The organism is Caballeronia arvi (assembly GCF_001544695.2).
GTDB lineage: Bacteria > Pseudomonadota > Gammaproteobacteria > Burkholderiales > Burkholderiaceae > Caballeronia > Caballeronia arvi.
Genome location: NZ_FCOM02000006.1, coordinates 232,131 through 256,794, shown reverse-complemented (window position 1 = coordinate 256,794; position 24,664 = coordinate 232,131). Strand labels below are relative to the sequence as shown.

Genomic DNA, 24,664 nt, shown 5'->3' with positions numbered 1-24,664 from the left:
TGGAGACGACAATCATGGCCCGCAAACTAAGCATGAAGATGGCGATCAACGAAGCGCTCGATCAGGAAATGCAGCGCGATCCGAGCGTGATCGTGCTGGGTGAGGATATCGTCGGCGGCGCAGGCGCGGACGGCGAGAAAGACGCGTGGGGCGGCGTGCTCGGCGTGACGAAAGGTCTGTATGCGAAGCACGGCGATCGTCTTTTGGACACGCCATTGTCGGAAAGCGCGTATGTAGGCGCTGCGATCGGCGCTGCGGCGTGCGGCATGCGGCCCGTCGCGGAGCTGATGTTCATCGACTTCATGGGCGTGTGCTTCGACCAGATCTTCAATCAGGCGGCGAAATTCCGCTACATGTTCGGCGGCAAGGCGGAAACGCCCGTCGTGATTCGCGCGATGGTCGGCGCGGGCTTTCGCGCGGCGGCTCAGCACAGCCAGATGCTGACATCGCTCTTCACGCACATTCCTGGTCTGAAAGTCGTGTGCCCGAGTACGCCTTACGACACGAAGGGATTGCTGATTCAGGCGATCCGCGACAACGACCCCGTCATCTTCTGCGAGCACAAAAACCTCTACGGCTTCGAAGGCGAAGTGCCCGAAAACTCGTACGCGATTCCGTTCGGCGAGGCGAACATCGTGCGCGACGGCAAGGACGTGTCCATCGTCACGTATGGCCTGATGGTGCATCGCGCGCTCGAAGCGGCATCGATGCTCGCGAAAGAAGGCATCGAAGCGGAAGTGGTCGATCTGCGTACGCTGTCGCCGCTCGATCTCGATACGGTGCTTGAGACGGTCGAGAACACGGGACGGCTCGTCGTCGTCGATGAAGCGAATCCGCGCTGCAACATCGCCACCGATATTTCCGCGCAGGTCGCGATGCACGCGTTCGGCGCGTTGAAGGCGGGCATCGAGATGGTGTGCGCGCCGCATACGCCGGTGCCGTTCTCGCCGACGCTCGAAGACTTGTACATTCCGAGCGCCGCGCACATCGCCGACGCCGCACGAAAAACCATGAAGGGAGGAAAGCACTGATGGCCGCAATCACACCGATCGTGATGCCCAAGTGGGGCTTGTCGATGAAGGAAGGCACGGTCAACGAATGGCTCGTGAAGGAGGGAACGGAGATTACCGTCGGCATGCCGATTCTCGATGTCGAAACCGACAAGATCGCCAACGCGGTCGAAGCGCCCGACGCGGGATTGTTGCGGCGCCGTGTGGCGGCGGCAGGCGATGTGCTGCCGGTGAAAGCGCTGCTCGGCGTGCTCGCGCCTGCCGACGTGAGCGACGCGGATATCGACGCGTATGTGTCGTCGTACGTGACGCCCGCGGAAGATGAAGACGAAGGCGAGGAAGCGGCGGCGTATCACTTCGTCGATGTCGATGGCTTGCGCGTGCGCTACGCATCGCGCGGCGGCGACGATGCCAGCCGCCCCGCGGTGCTGTTCCTTCACGGCTTCGGCGGCGATCTCGACAACTGGCTCTTCAATCTCGATCCACTTGCCGAAAAGCATCGCGTGTTCGCGCTCGATCTGCCGGGCCACGGGCAATCGACGCCGAAAGTGCCTGGGACTTCGCTTGAAGCGTTGGCTTCGTTCGTCGCGAAATTCATGGATGCGGTCGGCCTGCAAAAAGCGCATCTCGTCGGCCATTCGATGGGCGGCGGCATCGCGGCGCAGATGGCCGTCGATCAGCCGGAGCGCGTGCAGTCGCTGGCGCTCATATCGCCCGCCGGTTTCGGCGATGAAGTGAACAACGCGTACACCGAAGGCTTCGTCACGGCGGAGTCGCGCCGCGAGCTGAAGCCGGTGGTCGAACTGCTGTTCGCGAATCCCGAACTCGTGAGCCGCCAGATGCTCGACGATCTGCTGAAGTACAAGCGGCTCGACGGCGTGAGCGACGCGCTGACCTCGCTCAACGGCGGATTGTTCGCGGGCGGAAAGCAAAGCGCGCATCCAGGCGGCAGACTCGCCGCGACGGGCAAGCCGGTGCTTGTGATCTGGGGCGGGAAGGACCAGATCATTCCCGCCGCGCACGCGAAGCATGCGCCGGAAGGCGCGACCGTGCGCGTGTTCGACGATGCCGGACACATGAGCCAGATGGAGAAGGCGAACGAGGTGAACGCGCTGTTGAAGGAGCACGTGGGAAAGAGCGCCTGACCACCTGACGTGCCCGCCGGTGCGGGACACCGACGCGGCGCGCCGGCGCTTTCTTGACTAACATGTCGGGATCGCGCCGGCGTCGGCGCGTCTTTCCTTTCGATTCCATGCCTTTCGACCTGATCGATCCCGCTGCCCTTCCCGCCGATCCGATGCAGGCGGAGGAAACGCTGCTCGCACGCGCCGCCGCTGGCGACGCCGTCGCGCATATCTGGGAAGCGCCCTTGTCGCTGGTCGTGCCGCGCAGCTATCAGCGTTACGCGGCGCTCGCCGATGCACGCGAGGCTTTCGCGCGGCGCGGCTGTCCGGTGTGGCTGCGTCTGTCGGGCGGCGGCCTCGTGCCGCAAGGGCCGGGCATTCTGAATCTGAGCCTCGCGTATCCGGTGCGCGCGCCGATGGGCACGCTGTCGGAATCCATCTACGTGCATCTGTGCAGGATTCTCGCGGACGCCCTCAACTCGCTCGGCGTGCTGACGCACTGGCAGGCTGTCGAAGGTTCGTTCTGTGATGGCCGTTTCAATCTCGCGTGGGGCCCCGGCGACGATGCGCGCAAGATCGCGGGCACGGCGCAATACTGGCGGCGGGTGCCTCACGGCGACCGCGACGCGCCGCTCTACGCGGTGCTCGCGCACGCCGTGCTGCTCGTCGACGCCGATCCCATCGAAATCAACGAGCGCGCCAACGCGTTCGAAGCGATGATCGAGAGCGGCCGGCGCTATGAGGAAATGCGCGTCGTGACCGTCGCACAGGCGCTCGCCTACGAATGTTTTTCGATGCCCGCCGACGTGCGCGATCGCGTGCGCGCGGCGCTGATCGAACGCGTGAAGGAAGCGTCGCTGCCTGAGCAATAAAAACGCATCGAGGTGGCCATGCCGCTCAGAAGTGCTTCGAACGGGTTCTTCTTCGCGATGTGGGTCGCCGTCTGCGCGGCCGCGCCCGAGTTCTTGTGGCAAGGCCTGTTTTCACTTTTCGGCCATTTTTCGCTGACGGACGCCGCCGCCGCGCTTTTTATCGGCGCGATTCTGGCGTTTTTCGTCGAACCGGTTCTGGAACGCCTGCGCGGTCTCGGCGACGCGCCCGAGCACGCCCAGAAATCGCCCGCCTTCGCAGCGTGCGAGGCGTTGAGCTTCGCGGTCGTCGCGGTCTGTGTGCACGAGGCGATCACCGTGTATGTCGCGGCGAGCCATTCCAACGAGCAGGCGAGCGAAAATCTGGTGAAAGCCGTCGCGACGGCGCTGCAATGGGCGATCACGCCATTTTTCATCACGATTGCGTGGATCGCCGCGCGCGGGCCGGCCTGGATCGCGTGGCCCGTCGCGGCGCTCGCCGTGATCGCCGGCTTGCTGGCGGGCGTCGTCTTTGGCTGGCCGGTGCACGTGCTCGTGACGAGCGCGATCCCGTCGATCTGCGTGCTGATCGCGGGATGCGTGATCGTGCGGGAACAGTGGGATGCGTCGACATTCCGCCGCTGCGCACGCGCGACCGGCGTGATCGCGCTCGCGTGGCTCGTGCTGACGGGCGCGCTGCAACTCGTGCTGTGGCTCGCGCACGTGCAGTCGTTTCGCGTCTACGAGCGCTCGGAATTCTGGAGCGACTTGCGGTTTTATATCGGCTGGGTGACGGGCTTGCTCGTCGCACCGTCGTTCGTGCGCGACGCGCCGCTCGTGCGGCGCTAGGGTCAACTATTGGGCGGAGGCGGCGGCTGCCAGCCCGGAGGCGGCGGTGGAGGCGGCGGCGTGGTGTAGGACGAGCCGGTGGGCTGGACGCTCCGGACGCTGCTGCGCACCGGCACTTTGTCGCCCGCGGCGTACATGCATTGCAGATACGCGTAGTCGTAGCGCTGCTGCACGTTGTAACCCGATGCCTGCGATGTTCCGACGCCGATCGCGCTTCCGGTCAGCAAGCCCGCGCCCGCACCGACGGCCGCGCCCGGCCCGCCGCCGAACGCCGCGCCCGCGGCAGCCCCGATCGCCGTTCCGACGACCGCACTGCCGACGGCGCTGTTGGTCGCCGCCTGATTCGCGTCGACGCCGCCGACTTGCTGGAGGGCGAACTGACGGCAGGAATTGTCGTCGGCGCGGAACTGGTCGAACGTTTTGGTGCTGCCGGGCAGCGCCATCACGCTGGGGCCAGTGGGCATCACGGTGCAGGCCGAAAGGCCGGTTGCGCCGATTGCCGCAAGCAGCAGGGCAAGCCTTGAGGTGTTCATGGAATCTTGCGAATAGCTTCGTGGTCGATGTTCGGAATGCCGGAAAGCATCAGTTCGATGGCGGCGGTGTCGCCGGAACCGGACGCCACGCGCCGGCGCATGCCTTCACATAGGGGTAGTAGGCCTTGGCGGAGTCGCAGTAGTACCACATGCCGGGCTGCTGCATGGGCGCGCCCGGATCGGCGGCGGGCTGACCTTGCTCGACGTATTGCACCGGCGCCTGGGGCGCGACCACGACGGGCGGCGGCGGATAGTAGTAGTACGGCGCGGGTGCGACCGGATACGGGTAATACACGGGTCCGCCGACCCATACACCGACGCGCGCCCACGCATGCGCATTGGCGGCGAAGCCCGCGCTCGCCACGAGCGACAGCGCGATAAAAGCCTTCAGGCGATTCACGACGTTCTCCAGAAAAATGTTCGCTGAGTCGAGGTCAATAACGGAAATGCGGACTTCGCAGTTGACCGCTCGCGGCACATCTTTGAACGCTATGCCACTTGCCGGAGAAATTCAATTACGCGGGCTCGCGCGTATTTTTCGGCGCGTTACCCGGTAATAAATTGCCGCAATTTCACGCGCGCAGCACGGTGATACCGGCGCGTTCGATCGGCTCGATGAGCTTCGCGTCAGTCGCTTCTTCGACGATGATCGTCTGCGCCAGTTCGATCCCGCCGATCCGGAACGCTGACGCCGCATTGAGCTTCGTCGCCGACGCGAGCACGACCGTTTCCGCCGCGCGCGCCGCGAGCGCCCGCTTGACATGCGCTTCCTCGAAATCGCCGGTGGTGAGCCCGGCGCCCGGATGCACGCCGGTGACGCCCATGAAATAGATATCGGCGTGAATATGCGACATGGCTTCGACGGCCGCCGCGCCCACGGTGACGATCGAGTGCTTGTAGAGCTTGCCGCCGATCAGCACGACTTCCACCGACGCATGCTGCGCCAGCGCCACCGCGACGCTCGGACTATGCGTGACGATGGTCGCGGAAAGCGTCTCCGGCAGATGCCGCACGAGCAGCGCGGACGTCGTGCCGCCATCGACGATGACGACCTGCCCCGGCGCGATCATCTGCGCCGCTTTCCGCGCGATGCGCCGCTTCGCATCCGACTCCATTTCCTCGCGCCGCGCGAACGGCGCGACCGCGGGCGATGCCGGCAGCGCGCCGCCATGTACGCGCTGCAGGAGCCCATCGGCGGCGAGTTCGCGCAGATCGCGCCTTACGGTGTCTTCGGAGACGCCGAATTGCGCGGAAAGATCGCTGGCGAGCACTTGCCCGTCCCGCTTGAGCGTGTCGAGGATGGCTTTCTTGCGTTGGCTGGTCAACATTGTTTTGCACGAATATGCTTGATGTTGCACGAAACTGCACGCTACCATGAGTGCGATCGATTGTCGAACAGGGGAATCCGATGGAAACGAAAGAGCGCGTGCGCATCCTCAAAACCGAAGTGCTGTCGGACGACTGGTACGTCCTCAGAAAAGTCACCTTCGATTTCCTGCGCCGCGACGGAACCTGGCAGCGTCAGAGCCGCGAGACGTACGACCGCGGCAACGGTGCGACCATCCTGCTGCACGACCGCAAGACCGGCAACGTCCTGCTGACGCGCCAGTTCCGCATGCCCGCGTTCGTCAACGGGCATCACGGCATGCTCGTCGAGACGCCCGGCGGCCTGCTCGACGACGCATCGCCGGAAGAACGCATCCGCGCCGAAGTGGAAGAGGAAACAGGTTATCGCGTGCATCACGTCGAAAAGATCTTCGAGGCATTCATGAGCCCCGGATCGGTGACGGAGAAGCTCTACTTCTATCTTGGCGACTACGACAGCTCCATGCGCGTGTCGGACGGCGGCGGCGTGCTGGAAGAGGGCGAGGAAATCGAGACGATCGAAGTGCCGCTGCAAACGGCGCTGGAGATGATCGAGCGCGGCGAGATCATGGACGGCAAGACGATCATGCTGTTGCAATACGCCGCGCTCAAGGCGCGTTCAAGCTAGTAGCGACACCGCCTTCACCTGCGCCCACACGCGCATGCCTTCGACGATCCCGAGCCGGTCGAGCGAATAGCGCGTCACGCGGGCGAGCAGCGGCGAGCCGTCGACATCGAGCCGCACCACGGCCTGCGACGGATTGGCGTCGTCGGCAATGCCGATGACCGTCGCGGGCAGCACGTTCAGCACGCTGCTGCGGTCCTGCTCGTGCGCGCCAGTGATGAGACTCACGTCGCGCGCCTTTACCGTCACGCGCATCGCACGGCCCGCGGGGGACGACGCATGCACGACCGTCAGCTTCGCGCTCGAGCCCGGCAACGCGAGCGTGAGCAGGCCGTAACGGCTGTCGTATCCATCGACGATGCCTTCCAGCACGACCGATGCGTCGTCGGCGAGCGCGAGCGGCAAGTCGAGGCGCGCGAGCGTATCGGCGATCGGGCCGCTCGCGAGTGCGCGGCCGCCTTCGAGCAGCACGAGATGATCCGCGAGGCGCGCGACTTCTTCCGGCGCGTGGCTCACGTAGAGCACCGGGATATCGAGCTCGTCGTGCAGGCGTTCGAGATACGGCAGGATTTCGAGCTTGCGCTTCTGATCGAGCGATGCGAGCGGCTCGTCGAGCAACAGCAGACGCGGGCTCGTCAACAGCGCCCGCGCGATGCCCACACGCTGCCGCTCGCCGCCCGACAAACCGGCGGGCGCGCGCTCCAGCAAATGCCCAATGCCAAGTAGTTCCGCCGCCTGCGCCAGATCCACGCGCCGCTCCGCCGCCCGCACGCGTTCGAGCCCGAAGCGCAAATTCTTCTTCACGCTCAGGTGCGGAAAGAGGCTCGCTTCCTGAAAGACATAGCCGAGCGGGCGCTTGTGCGTCGGCAGGAAAATGTTGCGTTCGGTATCGAGCCAGATTTCGCCGTTGACGACGAGGCGTCCGACGCGCGGCCGCGCGAGTCCTGCGAGACAGCGCAGCAGCGTGGTCTTGCCGGAGCCGGAATGGCCGAAGATCGCAGTGACGCCGCGCCCCGGTAGCGTGAGATCGAGATCGAGCGTGAAACCGCCGTGCTCGACGAGAAAGCGCGCTTCGATGGCCTCGGTGGAAGTGCTACGCGCGCGGTCGAGCGTCAGGGATGAAGTGAGTTCAGACATGAGCCGCAACGGAGCGCCGGCTGGAATAGAGCAGCAGAAGAACGATGAACGAGAATACCACCATGCCGCCCGCGAGCCAGTGCGCCTGAGCGTATTCGAGCGCTTCGACGTGATCGAAAATCTGCACGGACACGACGCGCGTGCGTCCCGGAATATTGCCGCCGATCATCAGCACGACGCCGAATTCGCCGACGGTATGCGCGAAGCCGAGAATGGTCGCGGTGACGATGCCCGGCCGCGCGAGCGGCAGCGCGATCGTGAAGAACGTGTCCCACGGTCCCGCGCGCAGTGTCGCGGCGGCCTCGAGCGGGCGCCGGCCGATCGCTTCGAACGCGTTCTGCAACGGCTGGACGACGAACGGCAGCGAATAAATCACCGAGCCGACGACGAGCCCCGCGAACGTGAACGGCAGCAGACCGATGCCGAGCGCCTGCGTGATCTTGCCGACAGAGCCGTTCGGCCCCATCAGCACGAGCAGATAGAAGCCGATGACCGTCGGCGGCAGCACGAGCGGCAGCGCCACCACGGCGCCGACGATGCCCTTCGCCTTAGAGCGCGTATGCGTGAGCCACCACGCGATCGGCGTGCCGACGACGAGCAAGAGCGCCGTCGTCAGCGACGCGAGTTCGAGCGTCAGCGTGATGGCCTGGAGATCGGCGCTATCGAGCGGCATCGTAGTGATTAAAGCTGATAACCGTAGGACTTGATGACTGCAGCAGCTTTCGGGCCTTTCAGGTATTCGATGAACTGCTTCGCCACCGGATTGTCCTTGCCCTTGCTCAGGATGACGGCGTCCTGCTTGATCGGCTCGTGCAGGTCGGCGGGCACGATCCACGCCGATCCGCTCGTGATCTTGCCATTCTTGTAAATCTGCGACAGCGCGACGAAGCCGAGTTCCGCGTTGCCCGTCGCGACGAACTGCTGCGTCTGCGAAATGTTCTGGCCTTCGACGACCTTCGGCTTGAGTTCGGCGGTCAGGCCGAGTTTGTCGAGCGTCTGATATCCCGCGAGTCCGTAGGGCGCGGCCTTCGGATTCGCGATCGCGATGTGATTGAACGCGTTCTTCTTCAGCACCTCGCCTTTATCGTCGACGTAGCCGTCTTTTGCCGACCACAGCGCGAGCGCGCCCGTCGCGTAGGTGAAGCGGCTGCCGGGCACGGTCGCACCTTCGGTTTCGAGCTTGGCGGGCGTGCTGTCGTCGGCGGCGAGGAAGATTTCGAACGGTGCGCCGTTCTTGATCTGCGCGTAGAACTGACCCGTGGCGCCGAAGGATGCGACGACCTTGTTGCCCGTGTCCTTCTCGAAATCGGCAGCGATTGCCTGCACGGGCGCCGTGAAGTTGGCCGCAACCGCGACCTGCACTTCACCCGCAAGCGCCGACGAAGCGGCGAGGCTTGCAGTGATGCCTGCGGCAAGCGGAACGAACACGGAAAGCAAAGCGCGCAAAATACGAGTCTTCACGTAAAGCTCCTTGAATCGAGTTGACATTCTGGTTATGGATCGACTTCGGGCGGCACGTTGGAGGCCGCGAGCGTGTGGTCGCGCGGTGGTCGCGCAGTTCGGCGAGCACCGTAATATATACGACTATATTGCGGTTGCGCATGCGCGTCTCAGGGCATGTTGGTGCGGGTCTCGTCGGACGATTGTCTCGCGGCATGTTTGTGAGTCACACTCAAAAAACGAGTTGACCGCTTGCGGCTTTTTCGAAGAAACTGATCGACAGGTGCAAATTGCCAGTCGATATAAGTTGAGCAACGCTCAATTCGCGGATATCAGGGAGACGGAAACATGACCGACGCAGCGAATCTGCAACGCCTGAAGCTCGGCATCGAAGGACACGTCGCGCGCGTGACGCTCGATCGGCCCGACGTGCGCAACGCCTTCGACGATGCGACCATCGTCGAGCTCACCGCCGCCTTCCGCGCGCTCGATGACGACACCAACGTGCGCGTCATCGTCCTTGCCGCGAATGGTTCGGCGTTCTGCGCGGGCGCGGATCTTAACTGGATGAAGCGCATGGCGGGTTATTCGGAAGCGGAGAACCGCGCCGATGCGCTCGGCCTCGCCACGATGCTCAACACCATCTACGCGTGCAAAAAGCCCGTGATCGCGCGCGTGCAAGGCGATGCCTACGCGGGCGGCATGGGCCTGGTCGCCGTGTGCGACATCGCGGTCGCGGCGGACACCGCGCACTTCTGCCTGTCCGAAGCCAAACTCGGTCTCATGCCCGCGACGATCGCGCCCTACGTGATCCGCGCGATGGGCGCGCGCGCGGCGCATCGCTATTTCGTCACGGCCGAGCGTTTCGACGCCGCCGAAGCGCTGCGTCTGAACTTCGTGCATGAAGCCGTCGCTGCCGATCAGCTCGATGCGCGCGTCGACGCGATTGCCGCCAGCGTCGTCGCGAACAGTCCGAACGGCGTGCGCGAGTGCAAGCAACTCGTCGCGGATTTCGCAGGCAAGGACATCGACGAAGCATTAATCGCGGAGACGGCCGAGCGCATTGCGCGCATCCGCGCATCCGACGAAGGGCGCGATGGCGTGCGCAGTTTCCTCGAGAAGCGCAAGCCGTCCTGGCTCGTTTGACGCGCGCAGGAGTCGACGTGATTACGCTGCATCACTGTGTGAGCGCGCGTTCGTTTCGGCCGCTGTGGGCGCTGGAAGAGATCGGCGTGCCGTATGAACTCAAGATGCTGCCGTTTCCGCCGCGCGTGCTCGCTCACGCGTTCAGGGAAGTGAATCCGCTCGGCACGATTCCGGCCCTGACCGACGATGCGAACGGCGCACTCTTCATTACCGAATCGGCGGCGATCTGCCAGTATCTGGCGGCGCGCTATTCGCCAGGCGTGCTCGACGTCGCCCCGCAAGAGCCCGATTTCGGCAGCTATCTCAACTTCCTGCATTTCGGCGAAGCGACGCTCACGTTCCCGCAAACACTCGTGCTGCGCTACACGCATCTAGAGCCGCCGGAGCGCCGGCAGCCGCAGATCGTCGAGGATTACGCGCGATGGTTCCACGCGCGCCTGCGCACGCTCGCGCCGCTGCTGGACGCGCAGCCGTATCTATGCGCGGGGCGCTTCACGGCGGCGGATATTTCCGTCGGCTATGCGTTGATGCTCGCGGAGCTCATCGGGCTGAGCGAGCGCTTTGCGCCATCGATCGCGGATTACTGGAGCCGCTTGCGCGAGCGCGACGGCTTTATCCGTGCGATGCGCGCGCAGGAAGCGGCGGCGCTCGCCCAGGATGTGTCGACCGTGCCCGCACCGAAGCTGCGTCCGTAATACTCCCTCCTTCAAGTCCCCCCGTCAGTAGGGCTGTGCGCGGCGCCGCACAGTTCTACTCTTCACATCACGCGCTGACGTTCATGCGCGCCGATTCCGAGAGATCTACTTGACGAGGTTGGCGATGGTCGTCTTTTCCTGGTTCCTGTCGATGATCGTCGCGCTGTTCGCGACGGCCACCATCGCGATGGCGTTGCCGAGCTCCGCCGCCGACGAGCTGAACGCCACCGCGCCGCAGTCGCTTTTCAGCATCGAAATGAATCGCGTCGACGCGATGCTCGCGTCCTGCCTGCCGAAAGGCGACTGAATCGGCGGCGCGCACGGGGCGCATCGCTGGGCGTCGGATGTAAGCAGTGTCGAATCAATACGTTGCGGCAATAGCCGGGACGATATCCACAGGCTTGTGCACGTTTTCTGTGGAAAACATCGAACATCGAGGCCGGAGAGCCTGGGAACGAAACCCCTAGCCAGTCGCGAGGGGCGCGTCGGGAGACCAACACAAATCACAAGATCGACATTCCGTGCGGATGCCACGCCTCGACGGGAAGCGAATTCCGCTATATTCGAGCGCTGACGCGGCCTGCGGCCCGCACCGCACGGAGACGATCGACGGATGACGAAGCACGCGATAGCCACCCACGACTATGACGAATTCCGCTCGGGCATCGTCGAGGTGCTCGAGCGTGCGCGAAGCGCTGCGGCACGCAGCGTCAACGCGATCATGACGGCGTCGTACTGGGAAATCGGGCGGCGGATCGTCGATTCGGAGCAGGGCGGGGCGGATCGGGCGGCATATGGCGAGGCGCTTATCGCGCGACTGGCCGCCGATCTGACGCAGCGTTTCGGCAGAGGATTCGGCCGTGCGAATCTCGCCAACATGCGCGCGTTCTACCAGCAATGGCCGCCGGAGCGGATTTTCCAGACAGTGTCTGGAGAATCGTCGGCGGTTTCGCAAATGCTCCAGACGGCGTCTGGAGAATCCTCGCTTTCCGTTCCCGCCGACGCGCGCCTCGCGGCGCTCGCCACGCGTTTCACGCTGCCGTGGTCGGCCTATGTGCGCCTGCTTTCCGTCAAGAATGACGCGGCGCGCGCTTTCTACGAAAGCGAAACGCTGCGCGAAGGCTGGTCGGTGCGCCAGCTCGACCGGCAGGTGAACAGCCAGCTCTACGAGCGGCTCGCGTTGTCGCGCAACAAGGCGGCGCTACTGCAAAAAGCCGCCGAGCACGCTCCCGGCGACGCGATCACGCCCGAGGAAGCGATCAAAGACCCCTTCGTCCTCGAATTTCTCGACATCAAGGACGAATATTCCGAGTCGGATCTGGAGAACGCGCTGATCCAGCGGCTCGCGGATTTCCTGCTCGAACTCGGCGACGATTTCGCGTTCATCGGACGACAGCGACGGCTGCGCATCGACGACACGTGGTTTCGCGTCGATCTGCTGTTCTTCCATCGGCGTCTGAAGTGCCTCGTCGTCGTCGATCTGAAGGTCGGGCGATTCAGCTACGCGGACGCCGGTCAGATGCATCTCTATCTGAATTACGCGCGCGAGCACTGGATGAAGCCGGGCGAAAACCCGCCGGTCGGACTGATTCTCTGTGCGGGAAAGGGCAGCGCCGAGGCGCGCTACGCGCTCGACAACCTGCCGAACAAGATCCTGGCGGCCGAATATCAGACGGTCCTGCCCGATGAACGGCTGATCGCCGAAGAGCTGGAGCGCTCGCGAAAGGCACTCGACGCGCGGCGCGGTAACGCCGTCTAGTGCCCGAGGGGCGCCGCGAACGGGAAAACGCGGGCGAAAAAAAAGCCCGCTTCGATGAAGCGGGCTTGAATCCACATCGGTTGAGACATGGAGGAGACAGGTGTAAGTATAAACCCTTAAGCCTCCACGTCAATACCTGAATCAAAAAAAATCGCAATCGGGTTTCGTCCGCAGCAAATTTGCAACACTTCCGGCGATGTCACTGCTTGCCGAGGCTGTGGTAATACGCCGCCAGATTGGCGACATCCGCGTCCGACAAGGTTTTCGCCATCATCGTCATCATTTCGTTCTTGCGCGCGCCGGTGCGGAAATCGTTGAGCGCCTTCACGAGATATTCCTCCGTCTGGCCGGCGAGATTGGGCGCTTCCGGCAGTTTCGACATGCCGTCGATGCCGTGGCACGCCGCGCATTGCGCCGCCTTCACGCGACCGGCCTTGAGGTCGCCGGCGGCGAACGACGTTTGCGCGGTCATCGCCAGCGCGCCCGCCATGAGCGCCGCCGTCATCGCGTATTTCATTTGGCGCCCGTATACGAGATGCGATAGATCGCGCCCGCGTAGTCGTCGGAGACGAGGAGCGAGCCGTCCTGCAGCACCTGCACGTCGACCGGACGGCCCATGTACTCGCCGCTGTCCGTGAGCCAGCCTTGCGCGAAGACTTCCGGCTCGCCCGCGGTGCCGTCGTCCTTGATCGGGACGAACATGATGCGCGCGCCGATGGGCTTGGTCCGGTTCCATGAACCGTGCTCCGCATCGAAGATGCCGCCCTGATACTTCTGCGGGAACATCTTGCCGTTGTAGAACGACATGCCGAGGTCCGCGGCGTGTGCGGCGAACTCGACCTGCGGAAACACGACGCCCGCCGGCGGATTCTGGTCCTTGTACTCGACGGTGCGCACCTTGCCGCCGCCGTACCACGGGAAGCCGAAGTTCTCGCCCGCCTTGGTCGCATGATCCAGCTCGCCGGGCGGGGTGTCGTCGCCCATGCCGTCGACCTGGTTATCCGTAAACCACAGCGTCTTGTCCTTCGGATTGAAATCGAGGCCGACCGAATTGCGCACACCGTGCGCATAGACTTCGCGATTCTTGCCGTCCTGATCCATGCGGATGATGCCCGCGAGCCCGTGCTTGTCGAGCTCGGCGAGCTTGTCTTTAGGCGGCACGTTCCACGGCTGGCCGAGCGCGATATACAGCTTCTTGTCCGGTCCGATGCGGCATGCGCGCGCGCCGTGGTTGAAGCTTTCGAATTGCGCGGGAATCAGCTTGCCCTGCGGCACGACGACCGCAGCGGCCACGTCCGGGCCGCCTTCACCGAAAAACTGCGCGGCGGGAAAGCCGAGCACCCGGTTCTGCTCGACGACGTAAAGGACGCCGTCCGGCGAGAAGCACACGCCGTTGGGCACCTTGAACGTCACGGAGGACGCGAACTGCACGACATCGCTCGCAACGCGCTGCTTCGTGCGATCCGTCACCTGCCACACGCGATTCTTACGCGTGCCGACGAACACGACGCCCGTCGACGGCTCGATTGCCATGTGCCGCGCCTCGGGCACCACGGCGTACAGGTCGATCTTGAAGCCCGGCGGCAGCTTGATCTGCTCGAGGTTTTTGCGCAGCGCGTCGGCGGTCGATCCGGTTTGCGGGATCTTTTCCGGCGGCGCGGCGTTGCCGGTCTGACGGAAATTCGAAAGCGCGTTGACATTGTCCTGCGCGGCGTTCGCGATGTTCGCGAACGGCAGGCAGGCGAACAGGGCGCCCGCGGCCAATGGCAAAAGCTTGAGCGTTGCGTTCATCTGGGTTTGTCTCCTGTTGTTATCGACAGTTGCACTGACCAAACACACGACTACTCTCGCCGGAGCGGACAGCCCGAGAAGCAACCGGACGCGAACGCCACGACGCTGCCTGCAGTGAAACTATCTTAGGATAGAAATCGCTTAATTAAGCAGCGGGTGGTTAATTTTGCGGCGGCGCCTATTTCCGGCCGTCGAAGAGAAAGACGTTTGCGCGATCCGGGCTCGGCAATGCGACCAGAAGACGCGCGCCGTCGAGCACTGCGTTACCGGTCACGGTCGCATCCGGCACGGGGCAAGGCGCGGGGCCGAACGTGACCGAGACGTCGTAGGCGTTCGCCCCTTCATGCGGCGCCACCGTTCCCCTGAAGATGCAGCCGGATGTCGTCGTGCCGGCCAGATAGCCGTCGGCGGCGACGGTGATGCGCGTCTGCGTCGTCCCGGCGAGCGACATGCCGCGTCCGCTGTAGAGTCCGCCCGCGTTGGCTTTGCTCGGCGCGATATCGAGCATCGGCGCGGCGCTGCCGGAAAACGCGAGGCCCGCGCTGCCGTCCCTGATTGCGACGGTCGCATCGACGGCGGGCGCGTGCGAGAAGTCGACGCTGAACACGGCCGGCGACGCGCTCGCTTTCCCCACGCGATAGTCGAGCGCCGAATCGCTGGTGAAACGCCCGTCGCTCGCCTGCGCGCCGTTGGCCGCGATCGCGACGCCCGCGAGACCCGCGCCGCCAGCGCCACCGTAGAACAGATACGCGGCGCCGTTGAAGAGCATGAGGAGCGTGGCGTCGGCGGTGCTGCCTTTGAGCGCGCCCTTGTAGACGCCGCCGGAGGGAAGCGCCGCGGTGATCGAACCGGGAGGCGGCGCAATGGCGGTGTTGGTGCTGTCCGTCGAACACGCCGCAAGCGCGACGGCGCAAACCATGAAAGGAATCGCGTTTCTTGTCATTCAGCACTCCGGTCGTGAGCGGTGAGCGTTCTGTATAAGCGCTTCAATCAGGCAGGTCAAGCGCGCCGCAACGCCTCATTCGGCGCTCATTCAGCCTCTTTACGATGCTTTTCATGGCGCAGCGATACGTGCGACATGCGCCGATTCCAACAAGACATCGTCCGATCAGAGGAGAAGAAAATGAACAAGTCGACTATCGCGGTATGTGCGTTGGCCGTTGCCTGCACGGTGGGCATGAGCGGCTGCGCATCGATGGGCAGTTCCGCCGACGTGTACGACAGCATGCAGACCCAGCGCGAACAAACGGTCCGGATGGCGACCGTCGAGAGCGTGCGACCGGTCACCATCGATGGCGACGATGGCCGGCCGAGCCCGCTCGGGGCGATCGGCGGCGGCCTGCTCGGCGCGGTTGCAGGCAGCGCGATCGGCCGCGGGCATGGCTCGTTGCTCTCCGGCGTGATCGGCGGCATCGCGGGCGCGGTCGCGGGCGATCAGGTGCAGGACCGGATGGAAATGCAGAAGGGCCTGGAGATTACCGTGCGTCTGGACAATGGCGATCTGCGCGCGATCACCCAGGCCGCCGAAGGCCAGATGTTCTACGCCGGAGAGCGTGTGCGTCTCTTGTCGAGCGGCGGAATCACGCGCGTGACGACGTGAGCGTCGCGGGGCGGCGACGCCCTGCGGCGCGCTGCGTTCATGCGAGCGCCAGAGGCGGCGACGCACTACTCCCCACGATAAATTGACGACTGCATGCCGCTCTTCGCCCGCCCCCAGATTTCCTCGTCGGTGAGCGTCGTTTCGATCAGCTCAACGGGCGCTTCGCCGTCCTGAATCACCGCGACGCGAAACCCATCGATCGGTTCATACGGGCCGAGCAGAACCATTCGCCCTTGCACGGCCTTCGCCAGATCGCTCACCTTGAACGCGGCATGCGGCACCGTGCGCATCAATTCGGGCAACGAGCTACCCTCCTCGAAGCGGTGATATTGCACACGCATGAGTTCGCAATCGGCATCGCTTGTGTGCATGCGGAAGTGCGCGCTATATCGCTCGCCCGCGCGCGGCTCGTGCGTCGGGATGCCCATGTGATGAAACTCGTAGGTGACGCCGTCTCGTATGAACATCGGCTGCTCCAGCGGATCGTGCTTCAGTACGCGCCGGCCATCGGCAGAAGCAGGTAGGGCAGAAGGTCCTCGTAGGGCATCGGCTCGAAAGAAGACGATGCGCCGACGGCCGCCTCAACGGGCGATGCGTCGCGCTTCGTGTCTTCGGCAATCAGCGATGCCGCGGCGATCTGCGTCGGTTCGATCTTCATCTTTCCCTCCCGCGTTGCAGCGTGTGAGGGAAGTGTGATCGGCGAGAGTTAGGCGATCGTGAGGAACCGCTCCCGCGAGCGCTGCCGCACGCCGGACCACTTCGTCACGCGCCGTCGTCGAGCCAGTTCTCGACGGTGACGCCGGGGTAATTTTCGAAGTCCCTGACGTTATTCGTTACGACCGGCACGCCGAGCGCGACCGCATGAGCCGCGATCAGCTTGTCGAGCGCGCCCTTGTTGCGCTCGCGCGAGGCATGGCGGATCGGCCCGTAGGTCGCCGCCGCTTCTGCGCCGAACGGCGCGACTTCGATCAGCTCGACGAGCGACGCCAGATTGGCGCGCTCGCGCTCGGGCCGTGCGCTCATCGCGACGCCGAACTGCAATTCGGCGTACGTGATCGCGGACATGACCACGTCGCCGACGTAGCATTGTTCAAAGCGCCGGGCGACTTGCTCGGGCTGGTGCTTCATCAGATAGATGCACATGTTGGTGTCGAGCAGATAACGCGGCATCAGAAGAACTCCCGATCGTCTTGTTCCGGCTCGTTGCGTCCCGACGCCATGAAATCGGAATCGAAGCGCTTGAAGCGGTCGAGCGCGCCCGCCAGCGAACGACGCACGGGATGAATACGCAGTTCATCGCCGATGCGCTCGATCTCGACCTCCGTTTCGTTTTCCGGATAGGCGAGTTCGGCAGGAATGCGGATGGCTTGCGAGTTGCCGTTCCGAAAAATTCGAGTGATAGGCATGACGATTTCCTGTGTGTACTCACGTGTGTACTTTAACAGAACTCCGCCGGCAGCGTGCATGAACATATTTTCCTCCAGGATTTCGGAACCTCAGGGTTCCTTACGGTCGATGGGTCCATGCTGCCCGTCGAGCGCTCTTTTGAACAGGTGGCCGTTTGGCTAATCCGCAAGCGGTGTCGAAGCGCCCGGTCATCATCATCGGCGCATTCGATCGACACAATTTCGGCGATATGCTCCTCGCGCATGTCGTCGCGCGTTTGCTTGTGCAGCACTCTGCGGACATCGAAGCGGTGTTTGCCGGATGCGCGCAGCGCGATTTGCGCGCGTTCGGCGGCCACGATGTCGCCGCGCTCCCGCGACTCGCGCAGCGTTGGCGCGACGAACCCGTCACGCTGATTCACGCGGGCGGCGAGTTGCTGACGTGCGACGCATGGGAAGCCGCCGTGATGCTGACGAGGCCCGACGACGCGCAGTCCTGCATCGCCCGATACGGATCGAGCGCGAACGACCGTCGCGCGTGGGCGCATGCGCAACTCGGAACCGACGCGCACGCGCCCTACGTGATCGGCCGCGAGACGTTTCCACGAGCGGCGTCGATCTGCTTCGATGCGATCGGCGGCGCGACGCTCGATGCCCGCGACGCCGCGCTGCGCGGCGAAGTGCTGACGAAGCTCCGAACCGCCGACCATATCGGCGTTCGGGACACCGTGACGCAAGCCACGTTGCGAAGCGCGGGCATCGACGCACGGCTGGTCCCCGACCCCGCGGCACTGGTCTCGGAACTCTTCGATGACCGCATCCAGGCCGCGCGCCCCGCAGTCCCTCGCGGCTATCTGGCCGTCCAGTTCAGCGCGGATTTCGGCGACGACGCCACGCTCGCACGCATCGCGCATCAACTGGATCTGCTCGGCGAATCGACCGGCCTCGGCGTTGCGCTCTTTCGCGCGGGCGCGGCGCCGTGGCACGACGACATCGCGGTGTACGAGCGCATGGCGGCGCGCATGCGCCATCCCGCCGTGAACATTTTCGATTCGCTCAACGTCTGGGATATCTGCGCGCTCATTGCCGGCAGCGAGGGTTTTGCGGGCAGCAGCCTGCACGGCCGGATCGTCGCGATGGCGTATGGTTTGCCGCGAGTGAATCTCGAGCACGGCGATGCGCGCAAGCAGCGCGCGTATGCATCGACGTGGGAAATCGAGAATGCGCCGGGCGTCGTGCCCGTCGACGAATTGCACGCGGCCATGCTCGACGCGATGACGCTCGATCGCGAAGCGCTCCGTCATCACGCCTCGATGCTCGCGAACGCGCACCGGGCAGGATTCGACGCGCTAGGCCTGTGAAGCCGCGAAGTCGAGATAGGCCCGCACCGCCGGCGCGCGCTCGAAACGTCGATACGCCATCGCCACTTCCGAAGGCACCGCCTTGCCCGCGATCTCGCGATATTCCACGTCCGGCACCGTCACGCAGCGCGCAAGCGAACGCGGCACGATGGCGACATCGCCGCCGAGCGACACATGCGCGAGCACGGCCGCGAGCGTGCCCGGCCGCGCGACGATGTTCGCCGTAAAGCGCCCGCGCCGCGCCACTTCGAGCGTGCCGGATTCCTGCTCGGGCACGACGAACGACTGATCGCGCAACTGCGCCGGCGCGATTGCCTCCGACGCCGCCAGGGGCGAATCGGCGGGCAACGCGACGATAAACGCATCGCGATGCACGGTGCGCGTCTCGACGCCTTCCGGTTGAGGCACCGGCGGCCGCACGTAAGCGATATCGATGCGCCCTTCGATGAGCAACGCGCCGGCGTCGCGCATCACGATTTCCTCGATGCCGATTTCGACCTGCGGATAGCGCGCCCGAAAGCCGCGCACGGTCGCCTGCAACACGCCCGAATACACCGCCGACCCGACATACCCGATGACGATGCGCCCCAGTTCCCCGCGCTCCGCCAGCGCCGCGCGTTCGGCGCCGCGCGCGAGATGATCGAGCGCGCTGACGGCTTCGCCCAGATAGGCTTCGCCCGCGGCCGTCAACGCAACCGATCGCTTCGTGCGATGAAAGAGCCGCACGCCGAGCAGCCGCTCGGCTTCCTGGATCTGTTTCGTGAGCGCGGGCGGTGCGATGCCGAGCTCTTCCGCGGCGCGCGCGAAATGCAGATGCCGCGCGACGCTCAAAAAGCAGCGCACATGACGCAATTCGACGGGCATTTTGTATTCACGATTTCGATAATTAATTGACGATTCTATGTCAATGACAGGAAAGAGCGCTGCCACTAGCATCGACCGATCGCTCGCTTATCTCGAAATCGTCATGTCATCGACCGCTTCCGACCGCTTCGTGCTTCTCACCGCCTCCGCGACCTGCGCGCTGATCACGCTCGACACGAACGTCGTCGCGGTGGCGCTGCCGTCGATCGCGCGGGAATTCCACGCCGGTTTCGCCGATGTCGAATGGGTCGTGAGCGCGTACATGGTCGCATTCGCCGCGTGTCTGTTGCCCGCGGGCGCGCTCGCCGACCGCATCGGCCGCAAGAAGATGCTGATCGCCGGGCTCGCCGCGTTCTGTCTCGCGTCGCTCGGCTGCGGGCTCGCGCCGTCGGCGCTGGCGCTGAACGTCGCGCGCGCGGCCAAGGGCGTCGGCGCGGCGATGCTGCTGACATCGGCGCTCGCGATCATCGCGAATACCTTTCACGAAGGCGCGGCGCGCGCCCGCGCGTGGGCCGTGTGGGGCACGTGCATGGGCGTCTCGACGACGGTGGCGCCGCTCGTCGGCGGCGTCATCACGCAATGGGCCGGCTGGCGCTGGATCTTCCTGATGAATCTGCCGATCTGCGCGCTGCTCGCGCTATGCGCGTGGCGCGGCATGCGCGAATCGCGCAATCCTCACGCGGGCGCGCTCGATCTCGCCGGCAGCGCGCTGTTCGCCGCCGCGCTCGCGCTCGGCATCTGGGCGCTCATCGATGCCCAGGCGGACGGCTGGGCGGACTGGCGCACCGAAGCGCGTCTCGCTGCGTGTGCCGTGCTCTTCGCGCTGTTCGTGCGCCTCCAGAAAAAGCGCGCGCACGCGATGATCGATCTCGCGCTGTTCCGCCAGCCGCGCTTCGTCGCCGCCGTGCTCGCGATGTTCGGCTACGCCGCCTGCGCGCAAGTGATGATGACCTTCCTGCCGCTGTATCTGCAAAACGCATTTGGATTGCCGGCGGTCCGCGCGGGCATCGGCATGCTGCCGTTCGCGATCGCGATGGTCGTGGGTCCGCACATCGGCGCGTCGCTCGGCAGGCGCGTGCCGCCGATGGCGCTGCTGACGCTCGGCCTTGCGATCATCGGCGCGGGCAATCTGCTGACGGCGTTCTTCGCGGGGATGTCGAACTATGCGCTGGTCGCCGTCGGCATGATCGTCACGGGCCTCGGTGCGGGCGTGCTCAACGGCGACACCCAGAAGGCGATCATGGCGTGCGTGCCGGCCAACCGCACCGGCATGGCGTCCGGCATCAGCACGACGACGCGCTTCACCGCGATCGTCACATCGGTCGGCGTGCTGGGCGCGGTGCTCGCGAGCCGCACGCACGCCGCGCTCGACCTGCACGCAAGCAGCCTCGCCGATCCGAACGCCATTCTCGACGCGACATTCCTCTCGCGCCTGCTCGCCGGCGATCTCGCGCATGCGGGCGCGGGCAGCGAAGCGATCCTGCGTATCGCGCGGGAAAGTTTCGCGAGCGGTTTCGCGGCGTCGCTCGCCGTCGCGGGCGTGTGCGCGCTGACCGTCGCCGCAGCGGTGTGGCTGCTAGCCCGGATGGCGTCGGCGAGCGAGAACGTAAAAATAGGTGTATCCGGCAGGTCGGGCGACATCGTCCGATAGTGCGAGGCTACGATGGCGGGCTGATGAATTTTTCGCCGTCGAAAGATCGCCAACCATGCAAAGCACTGCCAGCAAGCGTCGCACGCGTCCGAAAGTCAGCCCGGGCCGGACCATCATCGAAATGATCAGAGTGGTGTGGCATCTGTCGCCGCTCTTTCTCATCAACATTGCGATGTTCATGGCGATCGCGGTGACGATGTACTACTTCGGCGGTCCCGTCGACACCGTTACGCACGCGCCGGTCACGTTCGGCGAGACGCTGTACATGTGCGGCGTGACCGGGCTGACCATCGGTTATGGCGACATCGTGCCGACCACGCCGATCGGCCGCGCGGCCGCGGTTTCCGTCGCGTTCCTCGGCGTCCTGCTGACGGGGCTGATCACGTCGGCGGCGGTGCTGGCCGTACAACGGGCGTCCGGATACAACGATTCGGGCGGACAATAGCGTTCCGGGCGTCGCGCCGACAGGCCGCCGTCCTCTCGACCTTCGATCTGGCGGAGAACGCGATGAACACTCTGGAAGGAAGGATCGTCGCCATCACGGGCGGCTTTGGCAGTCTGGGACTCGCGACGGCGCGCGTGCTCGCCGGGCGCGGCGCGCGCATCGCGCTCATTGGCCACGGCGGCCACGGCGGAAAGTCGGACGCGTTGCCCGCGCCGCTCGCCGATGCGTGCGTCGTGACCGGCATCGATCTGACGGACGCGAAATCGGCGCAAACGGCGATCGACAATATCGTCGGAGAGTTGGGCGGCCTGCACGCGCTCGTGAACGTCGCGGGCGCGTTCAGCTGGCAGACGATCGCGGACGGCAGCGCCGACACCTGGCAATCCCTCTTCGATGTGAACGTGAAAACCGCGCTCAACGCGTCGAAGGCGGCGCTCGCGGCGCTGAGCGCGCACGAAGGCGGGCGCATCGTCAATATCGGCGCGCTGGCCGCGATGAAAGCGGGCATGGGCATGGGCGCCTACGCGGCATCGAAGGCCGCGCTGTTGCGCTTCACCGAAGCGCTCGCAGAAGAACTGAAGGACAAGGGCGTGACGGTCAACGCGGTATTGCCGTCGATCATCGATACGGCGCCCAATCGCCGCGACATGCCCGACGCCGATTTCTCCCGCTGGGTGAAAGCGGAGGAACTCGGCGCGGTGGTCGCGTTTCTGCTTTCGCCAGATGCGCAATGCATCACGGGCGCGGCGATTCCGGTGACGGGCCGCGTCTGAGTTCTTGGCGCGATCAGCGGGTCTGGGCTTTGAATGCCTCTCCGTGCCTCCCCGCGCGATCCACGGCCGCGATGCGATTGCGGCCGTTGTCCTTCGCCTGATAAAGCTGCGCGTCGGTGAGATTGATGAACGCCGTCACGTCCATGCGCTCGCCGGGCACGACGGTCCCTACGCCGAAGCTCGCGGTCACTTGCTGATCGTGCGGCGAGCGCACGTGCGCGATCGCTTCCTGCGCGATCAGCGCGCGGCAACGCTCCGCGATGCGCATCGCGGCTTCGGCATCGGTATCGGCGAGAATCAGCACGAATTCCTCGCCCCCGAAGCGTCCGAGGAAATGCCGCTCGCCAGCCGCCTCGCCAAGCACGCGCGCGATGCGCTTCAGGCATGCGTCGCCCTGAACGTGGCCGTAGTAATCGTTGTAGGCCTTGAAGAAGTCGATATCGATCATGACGAGCGACAGCGGTTTGCCCGACGCCTTCGCGGCGTCCCACTCGCGCGCCATCACGTCGTCGAAGCGGCGGCGGTTGCCGACGCCCGTGAGGCTGTCGCTGAATGACAGACGCTCCAGTTCCTGCTGCAACTGCGCGAGCTTTTCCTCGGTGCGCTTGCGCTCGCTGATGTCGAACATGAAGCCGATCAGCGCCTCGACCTCGCCCTGATCGTTGCGCTCGACGTGCACGACGTCGCGCAGCCACACATAGCCGCCGTCGCGGGTGAGCGCGCGGTAATCGGCTTCGTGATCCGTGCCTGCCTTCGATTGCGCGACGCAGAAGCTGACCACCGCTTCGCGATCGTCCGGATGCATGCGCTCGGCCCAGTCGTTCACCGTCTTCCACGAGGACGGCGCCCAGCCCAGCAGCGCTTCGATCTGCGGTCCGATGTACGCGAATTCCATCGTCGCCCAGTCGATCTTCCAGGGAATCGCCTTGGTCGATTCGAGCAGCGTGCGATAGACGGCGTGATCGTCCTCGCCGAACGCGCGCTCCGGCGGCGCGAGCGTGTCTTCGTGTCGCAGGAAGGCGGCCTGGAGCGGGCTTTCGGAAGGGTCGCGGTTCATCGTATCGGGTGGCGTCAGCCTAAATAACGGGTTACGTGTGTTATCGGCAGCAAACGGGACATTCTGAAGGGCGGCATTCGTCAAGGATGATCGATGCGCGGTGCAGCGTTTCGGACTTTACTGGTGGGAAGCGGCCCCGCATCTGCCTATTCTCGCCGGGTAGCTTCAACGCTACACAAGGTGGTCTCGTACCTTTGCCCCGACTTGCTCGGGGCTTTTTTTTCAAACGCGCCCGGTTATTTCGGAATGCTCATTTCGAACCGAGCGTCGCGCAATGACTATCGACGGCGCTATTTCCCGCTTACCAGATCCTTCGTCTGCAAAGTAATGGCCGCCAGGCCTTTTTCGACGATCTCGCGCCAGTCGTCGGAATCCACGGCATGTTTCGATTCGTTGACGCGCGTCTTGACGGTCTGAGAGCCTTGAAGCGCGCCGACATTGCCGGACAATTGCAATTCCGATTTATGGTTGGCGGTGACCGACCAGAATCCGGGCTGAAACCATGCCCAGAAATCGATCACCTGCGCGGTCACCGGCGTGGCGGCGGCAAAGTTGGGGTCGCCTTGCGTCACGACAACGTAACCGGCTTGCTGAAAGCCAGTCGCGAGCGCGCTCTCGACGAGGCCGGAGACCGTCTTGCCTTCGGGAAGCACCACATCGCCGAGGGCCTTGCCGTAACCGTTTCTCTTCCGGCCGATCGCGCGAGCCTTCGACGCATCGCTGGAATCTTCATCGGGGTCCAGTGACGCCATGTCCGCGCTACGGGGCGCGACGGTGAAGGTGCGCTTATCCTGGACGGAATCGAAGCGCACATACTTGCCCGTCGTAGGGTTCGTGCCTTGAGGCGCGGAGACATCGACCGTTCCGCGGCCTAACGCGCATCCGGTAACTGCAGCGACGGCGCACATATAAAAAGCAATTCGACCCGACATCATGAATGTTTCTCCTGGTTGATTATCCCGATCGCCAGACTGAAGCCAAAGCGCCTGGCAATACAGCCGCTCAGCCAATCTGATCGAGCACCTCGTTACCCGTTGCACGATGCCGAATTGACCGCGCGGGATTATATGAAGCCACGACTCGCATGCAGCCGCGGTGTCGCGGCGATGAGACGAACTGAAAGCAAACATCATTTTTGATGTTTTCCATTCGCAAGGCTCGGTAGAATCCGGCCGAATAAAAAAGGGGCCGGCGGGCATCCCGCAT

Annotated in this window: 30 protein-coding genes; 14 read left to right on the top strand and 16 right to left on the bottom strand. The window is 64.6% G+C overall.

Annotated features, from left to right (window positions below):
• Nucleotides 1–14 precede the first annotated feature (14 nt).
• The 4 genes from AWB74_RS10290 to AWB74_RS10275 all read left to right on the top strand — a co-directional run bounded on the left by AWB74_RS10290 (nt 15) and on the right by AWB74_RS10275 (nt 3,831).
• Complete coding sequence (locus AWB74_RS10290; protein WP_061146646.1) at nt 15–1,031, top strand: alpha-ketoacid dehydrogenase subunit beta; 1,017 nt, start codon at nt 15–17, stop codon at nt 1,029–1,031.
• Nucleotides 1,031–2,155 (top strand): acetoin dehydrogenase dihydrolipoyllysine-residue acetyltransferase subunit, encoded by a 1,125-nt coding sequence (locus AWB74_RS10285; protein ID WP_061146645.1) that lies wholly within the window; start codon nt 1,031–1,033, stop codon nt 2,153–2,155. Before AWB74_RS10290 ends, AWB74_RS10285 begins: the two co-directional genes overlap by 1 nt.
• A gap of 107 nt (nt 2,156–2,262) precedes the next feature.
• Nucleotides 2,263–3,006 carry a lipoyl protein ligase domain-containing protein gene (locus AWB74_RS10280; protein ID WP_061146697.1) on the top strand — a complete coding sequence of 248 codons (744 nt, stop codon included), beginning with the start codon at nt 2,263–2,265 and terminating at the stop codon, nt 3,004–3,006.
• Between the two features lie 18 nt (nt 3,007–3,024).
• The gene (locus AWB74_RS10275) at nt 3,025–3,831 is read left to right on the top strand and encodes a hypothetical protein (protein ID WP_235024532.1); all 807 of its coding nucleotides are present in this window, start codon (nt 3,025–3,027) and stop codon (nt 3,829–3,831) included.
• 2 nt (nt 3,832–3,833) lie between these two features.
• Here the strand turns inward: AWB74_RS10275 and AWB74_RS10270 are convergent, their stop codons facing one another.
• The 3 genes from AWB74_RS10270 to AWB74_RS10260 all read right to left on the bottom strand — a co-directional run bounded on the left by AWB74_RS10270 (nt 3,834) and on the right by AWB74_RS10260 (nt 5,740).
• Nucleotides 3,834–4,364 (bottom strand): YMGG-like glycine zipper-containing protein, encoded by a 531-nt coding sequence (locus AWB74_RS10270; protein WP_061146643.1) that lies wholly within the window; start codon nt 4,362–4,364, stop codon nt 3,834–3,836.
• A gap of 49 nt (nt 4,365–4,413) precedes the next feature.
• Nucleotides 4,414–4,764: a hypothetical protein gene (locus AWB74_RS10265; protein WP_061146696.1), complete on the bottom strand. Its 351-nt coding sequence runs from the start codon at nt 4,762–4,764 to the stop codon at nt 4,414–4,416.
• A 172-nt stretch (nt 4,765–4,936) separates the two neighbouring features.
• Entirely contained in the window at nt 4,937–5,740 is an 804-nt protein-coding gene (locus AWB74_RS10260) for a DeoR/GlpR family DNA-binding transcription regulator (RefSeq protein WP_061146642.1), read from the bottom strand.
• A 32-nt stretch (nt 5,741–5,772) separates the two neighbouring features.
• On the opposite strand from AWB74_RS10260, the gene AWB74_RS10255 reads away from it, so the two are divergent.
• Entirely contained in the window at nt 5,773–6,357 is a 585-nt protein-coding gene (locus AWB74_RS10255) for an NUDIX domain-containing protein (RefSeq protein ID WP_061146641.1), read from the top strand.
• Here AWB74_RS10255 and modC read toward each other — a convergent pair.
• The 3 genes from modC to modA are packed head-to-tail and all read right to left on the bottom strand — an operon-like array spanning nt 6,349 to nt 8,952.
• Nucleotides 6,349–7,491, bottom strand: a complete 1,143-nt coding sequence (modC, locus tag AWB74_RS10250) for a molybdenum ABC transporter ATP-binding protein (RefSeq protein ID WP_061146640.1) — start codon at nt 7,489–7,491, stop codon at nt 6,349–6,351. The genes AWB74_RS10255 and modC overlap by 9 nt on opposite strands.
• Nucleotides 7,484–8,164, bottom strand: coding sequence for a molybdate ABC transporter permease subunit (gene modB / locus AWB74_RS10245; RefSeq protein WP_061146639.1), 681 nt, complete (start codon nt 8,162–8,164; stop codon nt 7,484–7,486). Before modB ends, modC begins: the two co-directional genes overlap by 8 nt.
• Nucleotides 8,165–8,172: 8 nt before the next feature.
• On the bottom strand, nt 8,173–8,952 hold the full coding sequence (gene modA, locus AWB74_RS10240; protein WP_096032012.1) for a molybdate ABC transporter substrate-binding protein: 780 nt from the start codon (nt 8,950–8,952) through the stop codon (nt 8,173–8,175).
• A 327-nt stretch (nt 8,953–9,279) separates the two neighbouring features.
• Between modA and AWB74_RS10235 the strand changes: the two genes are divergently transcribed.
• From AWB74_RS10235 to AWB74_RS10220, 4 genes are all read left to right on the top strand, one after another.
• Nucleotides 9,280–10,077, top strand: a complete 798-nt coding sequence (locus AWB74_RS10235) for an enoyl-CoA hydratase/isomerase family protein (RefSeq protein ID WP_061146638.1) — start codon at nt 9,280–9,282, stop codon at nt 10,075–10,077.
• A 17-nt stretch (nt 10,078–10,094) separates the two neighbouring features.
• A complete protein-coding gene (locus AWB74_RS10230) occupies nt 10,095–10,772 on the top strand; it encodes a glutathione S-transferase family protein (RefSeq protein ID WP_061146694.1) in 678 nt (225 codons plus the stop codon).
• Between the two features lie 124 nt (nt 10,773–10,896).
• Entirely contained in the window at nt 10,897–11,079 is a 183-nt protein-coding gene (locus AWB74_RS10225; RefSeq protein WP_061124264.1) for a hypothetical protein, read from the top strand.
• A 306-nt stretch (nt 11,080–11,385) separates the two neighbouring features.
• Complete coding sequence (locus tag AWB74_RS10220) at nt 11,386–12,531, top strand: PDDEXK nuclease domain-containing protein (protein WP_061146637.1); 1,146 nt, start codon at nt 11,386–11,388, stop codon at nt 12,529–12,531.
• Nucleotides 12,532–12,730: 199 nt separating this feature from the next.
• Here the strand turns inward: AWB74_RS10220 and AWB74_RS10215 are convergent, their stop codons facing one another.
• The 3 genes from AWB74_RS10215 to AWB74_RS10205 all read right to left on the bottom strand — a co-directional run bounded on the left by AWB74_RS10215 (nt 12,731) and on the right by AWB74_RS10205 (nt 15,265).
• Nucleotides 12,731–13,048: a c-type cytochrome gene (locus tag AWB74_RS10215; protein ID WP_061146636.1), complete on the bottom strand. Its 318-nt coding sequence runs from the start codon at nt 13,046–13,048 to the stop codon at nt 12,731–12,733.
• Complete coding sequence (locus AWB74_RS10210; protein ID WP_061146635.1) at nt 13,045–14,322, bottom strand: PQQ-dependent sugar dehydrogenase; 1,278 nt, start codon at nt 14,320–14,322, stop codon at nt 13,045–13,047. Before AWB74_RS10210 ends, AWB74_RS10215 begins: the two co-directional genes overlap by 4 nt.
• Nucleotides 14,323–14,500: 178 nt before the next feature.
• Nucleotides 14,501–15,265 carry a hypothetical protein gene (locus AWB74_RS10205; protein ID WP_061146634.1) on the bottom strand — a complete coding sequence of 255 codons (765 nt, stop codon included), beginning with the start codon at nt 15,263–15,265 and terminating at the stop codon, nt 14,501–14,503.
• Nucleotides 15,266–15,445: 180 nt separating this feature from the next.
• On the opposite strand from AWB74_RS10205, the gene AWB74_RS10200 reads away from it, so the two are divergent.
• Nucleotides 15,446–15,922 (top strand): outer membrane lipoprotein, encoded by a 477-nt coding sequence (locus AWB74_RS10200; protein ID WP_061146633.1) that lies wholly within the window; start codon nt 15,446–15,448, stop codon nt 15,920–15,922.
• A gap of 65 nt (nt 15,923–15,987) precedes the next feature.
• Here AWB74_RS10200 and AWB74_RS10195 read toward each other — a convergent pair whose 3' ends face one another.
• From AWB74_RS10195 to vapB, 4 genes are all read right to left on the bottom strand, one after another.
• Nucleotides 15,988–16,389, bottom strand: coding sequence for a hypothetical protein (locus AWB74_RS10195; RefSeq protein ID WP_061146632.1), 402 nt, complete (start codon nt 16,387–16,389; stop codon nt 15,988–15,990).
• A gap of 23 nt (nt 16,390–16,412) precedes the next feature.
• The gene (locus AWB74_RS46895) at nt 16,413–16,580 is read right to left on the bottom strand and encodes a hypothetical protein (RefSeq protein ID WP_200821954.1); all 168 of its coding nucleotides are present in this window, start codon (nt 16,578–16,580) and stop codon (nt 16,413–16,415) included.
• A 104-nt stretch (nt 16,581–16,684) separates the two neighbouring features.
• A complete protein-coding gene (locus AWB74_RS10190; RefSeq protein ID WP_061146631.1) occupies nt 16,685–17,092 on the bottom strand; it encodes a type II toxin-antitoxin system VapC family toxin in 408 nt (135 codons plus the stop codon).
• On the bottom strand, nt 17,092–17,328 hold the full coding sequence (gene vapB, locus AWB74_RS10185) for a type II toxin-antitoxin system VapB family antitoxin (RefSeq protein ID WP_061146630.1): 237 nt from the start codon (nt 17,326–17,328) through the stop codon (nt 17,092–17,094). Before vapB ends, AWB74_RS10190 begins: the two co-directional genes overlap by 1 nt.
• A gap of 230 nt (nt 17,329–17,558) precedes the next feature.
• Here vapB and AWB74_RS10180 point away from each other — a divergent pair, with 230 nt between their 5' ends.
• Nucleotides 17,559–18,668, top strand: a complete 1,110-nt coding sequence (locus tag AWB74_RS10180) for a polysaccharide pyruvyl transferase family protein (RefSeq protein ID WP_407642427.1) — start codon at nt 17,559–17,561, stop codon at nt 18,666–18,668.
• Here AWB74_RS10180 and AWB74_RS10175 read toward each other — a convergent pair.
• Complete coding sequence (locus AWB74_RS10175) at nt 18,657–19,532, bottom strand: LysR family transcriptional regulator (protein WP_061146629.1); 876 nt, start codon at nt 19,530–19,532, stop codon at nt 18,657–18,659. The two genes, AWB74_RS10180 and AWB74_RS10175, sit on opposite strands and share 12 nt — an antisense overlap.
• A gap of 103 nt (nt 19,533–19,635) precedes the next feature.
• Here AWB74_RS10175 and AWB74_RS10170 point away from each other — a divergent pair, with 103 nt between their 5' ends.
• The 3 genes from AWB74_RS10170 (at nt 19,636) to AWB74_RS10160 (ending at nt 22,401) form a co-directional block, all read left to right on the top strand.
• Nucleotides 19,636–21,183, top strand: a complete 1,548-nt coding sequence (locus tag AWB74_RS10170) for an MFS transporter (protein ID WP_061146692.1) — start codon at nt 19,636–19,638, stop codon at nt 21,181–21,183.
• Nucleotides 21,184–21,238: 55 nt separating this feature from the next.
• Nucleotides 21,239–21,628, top strand: a complete 390-nt coding sequence (locus AWB74_RS10165) for a potassium channel family protein (protein WP_061146628.1) — start codon at nt 21,239–21,241, stop codon at nt 21,626–21,628.
• A gap of 62 nt (nt 21,629–21,690) precedes the next feature.
• Nucleotides 21,691–22,401 (top strand): SDR family NAD(P)-dependent oxidoreductase, encoded by a 711-nt coding sequence (locus tag AWB74_RS10160; protein ID WP_061146627.1) that lies wholly within the window; start codon nt 21,691–21,693, stop codon nt 22,399–22,401.
• 13 nt (nt 22,402–22,414) lie between these two features.
• Here the strand turns inward: AWB74_RS10160 and AWB74_RS10155 are convergent, their stop codons facing one another.
• Nucleotides 22,415–23,458 carry a sensor domain-containing diguanylate cyclase gene (locus AWB74_RS10155; protein WP_061146626.1) on the bottom strand — a complete coding sequence of 348 codons (1,044 nt, stop codon included), beginning with the start codon at nt 23,456–23,458 and terminating at the stop codon, nt 22,415–22,417.
• Nucleotides 23,459–23,748: 290 nt separating this feature from the next.
• On the bottom strand, nt 23,749–24,657 hold the full coding sequence (locus tag AWB74_RS10150; RefSeq protein WP_235024531.1) for a YajG family lipoprotein: 909 nt from the start codon (nt 24,655–24,657) through the stop codon (nt 23,749–23,751).
• Between the last annotated feature and the right edge of the window lie 7 nt (nt 24,658–24,664).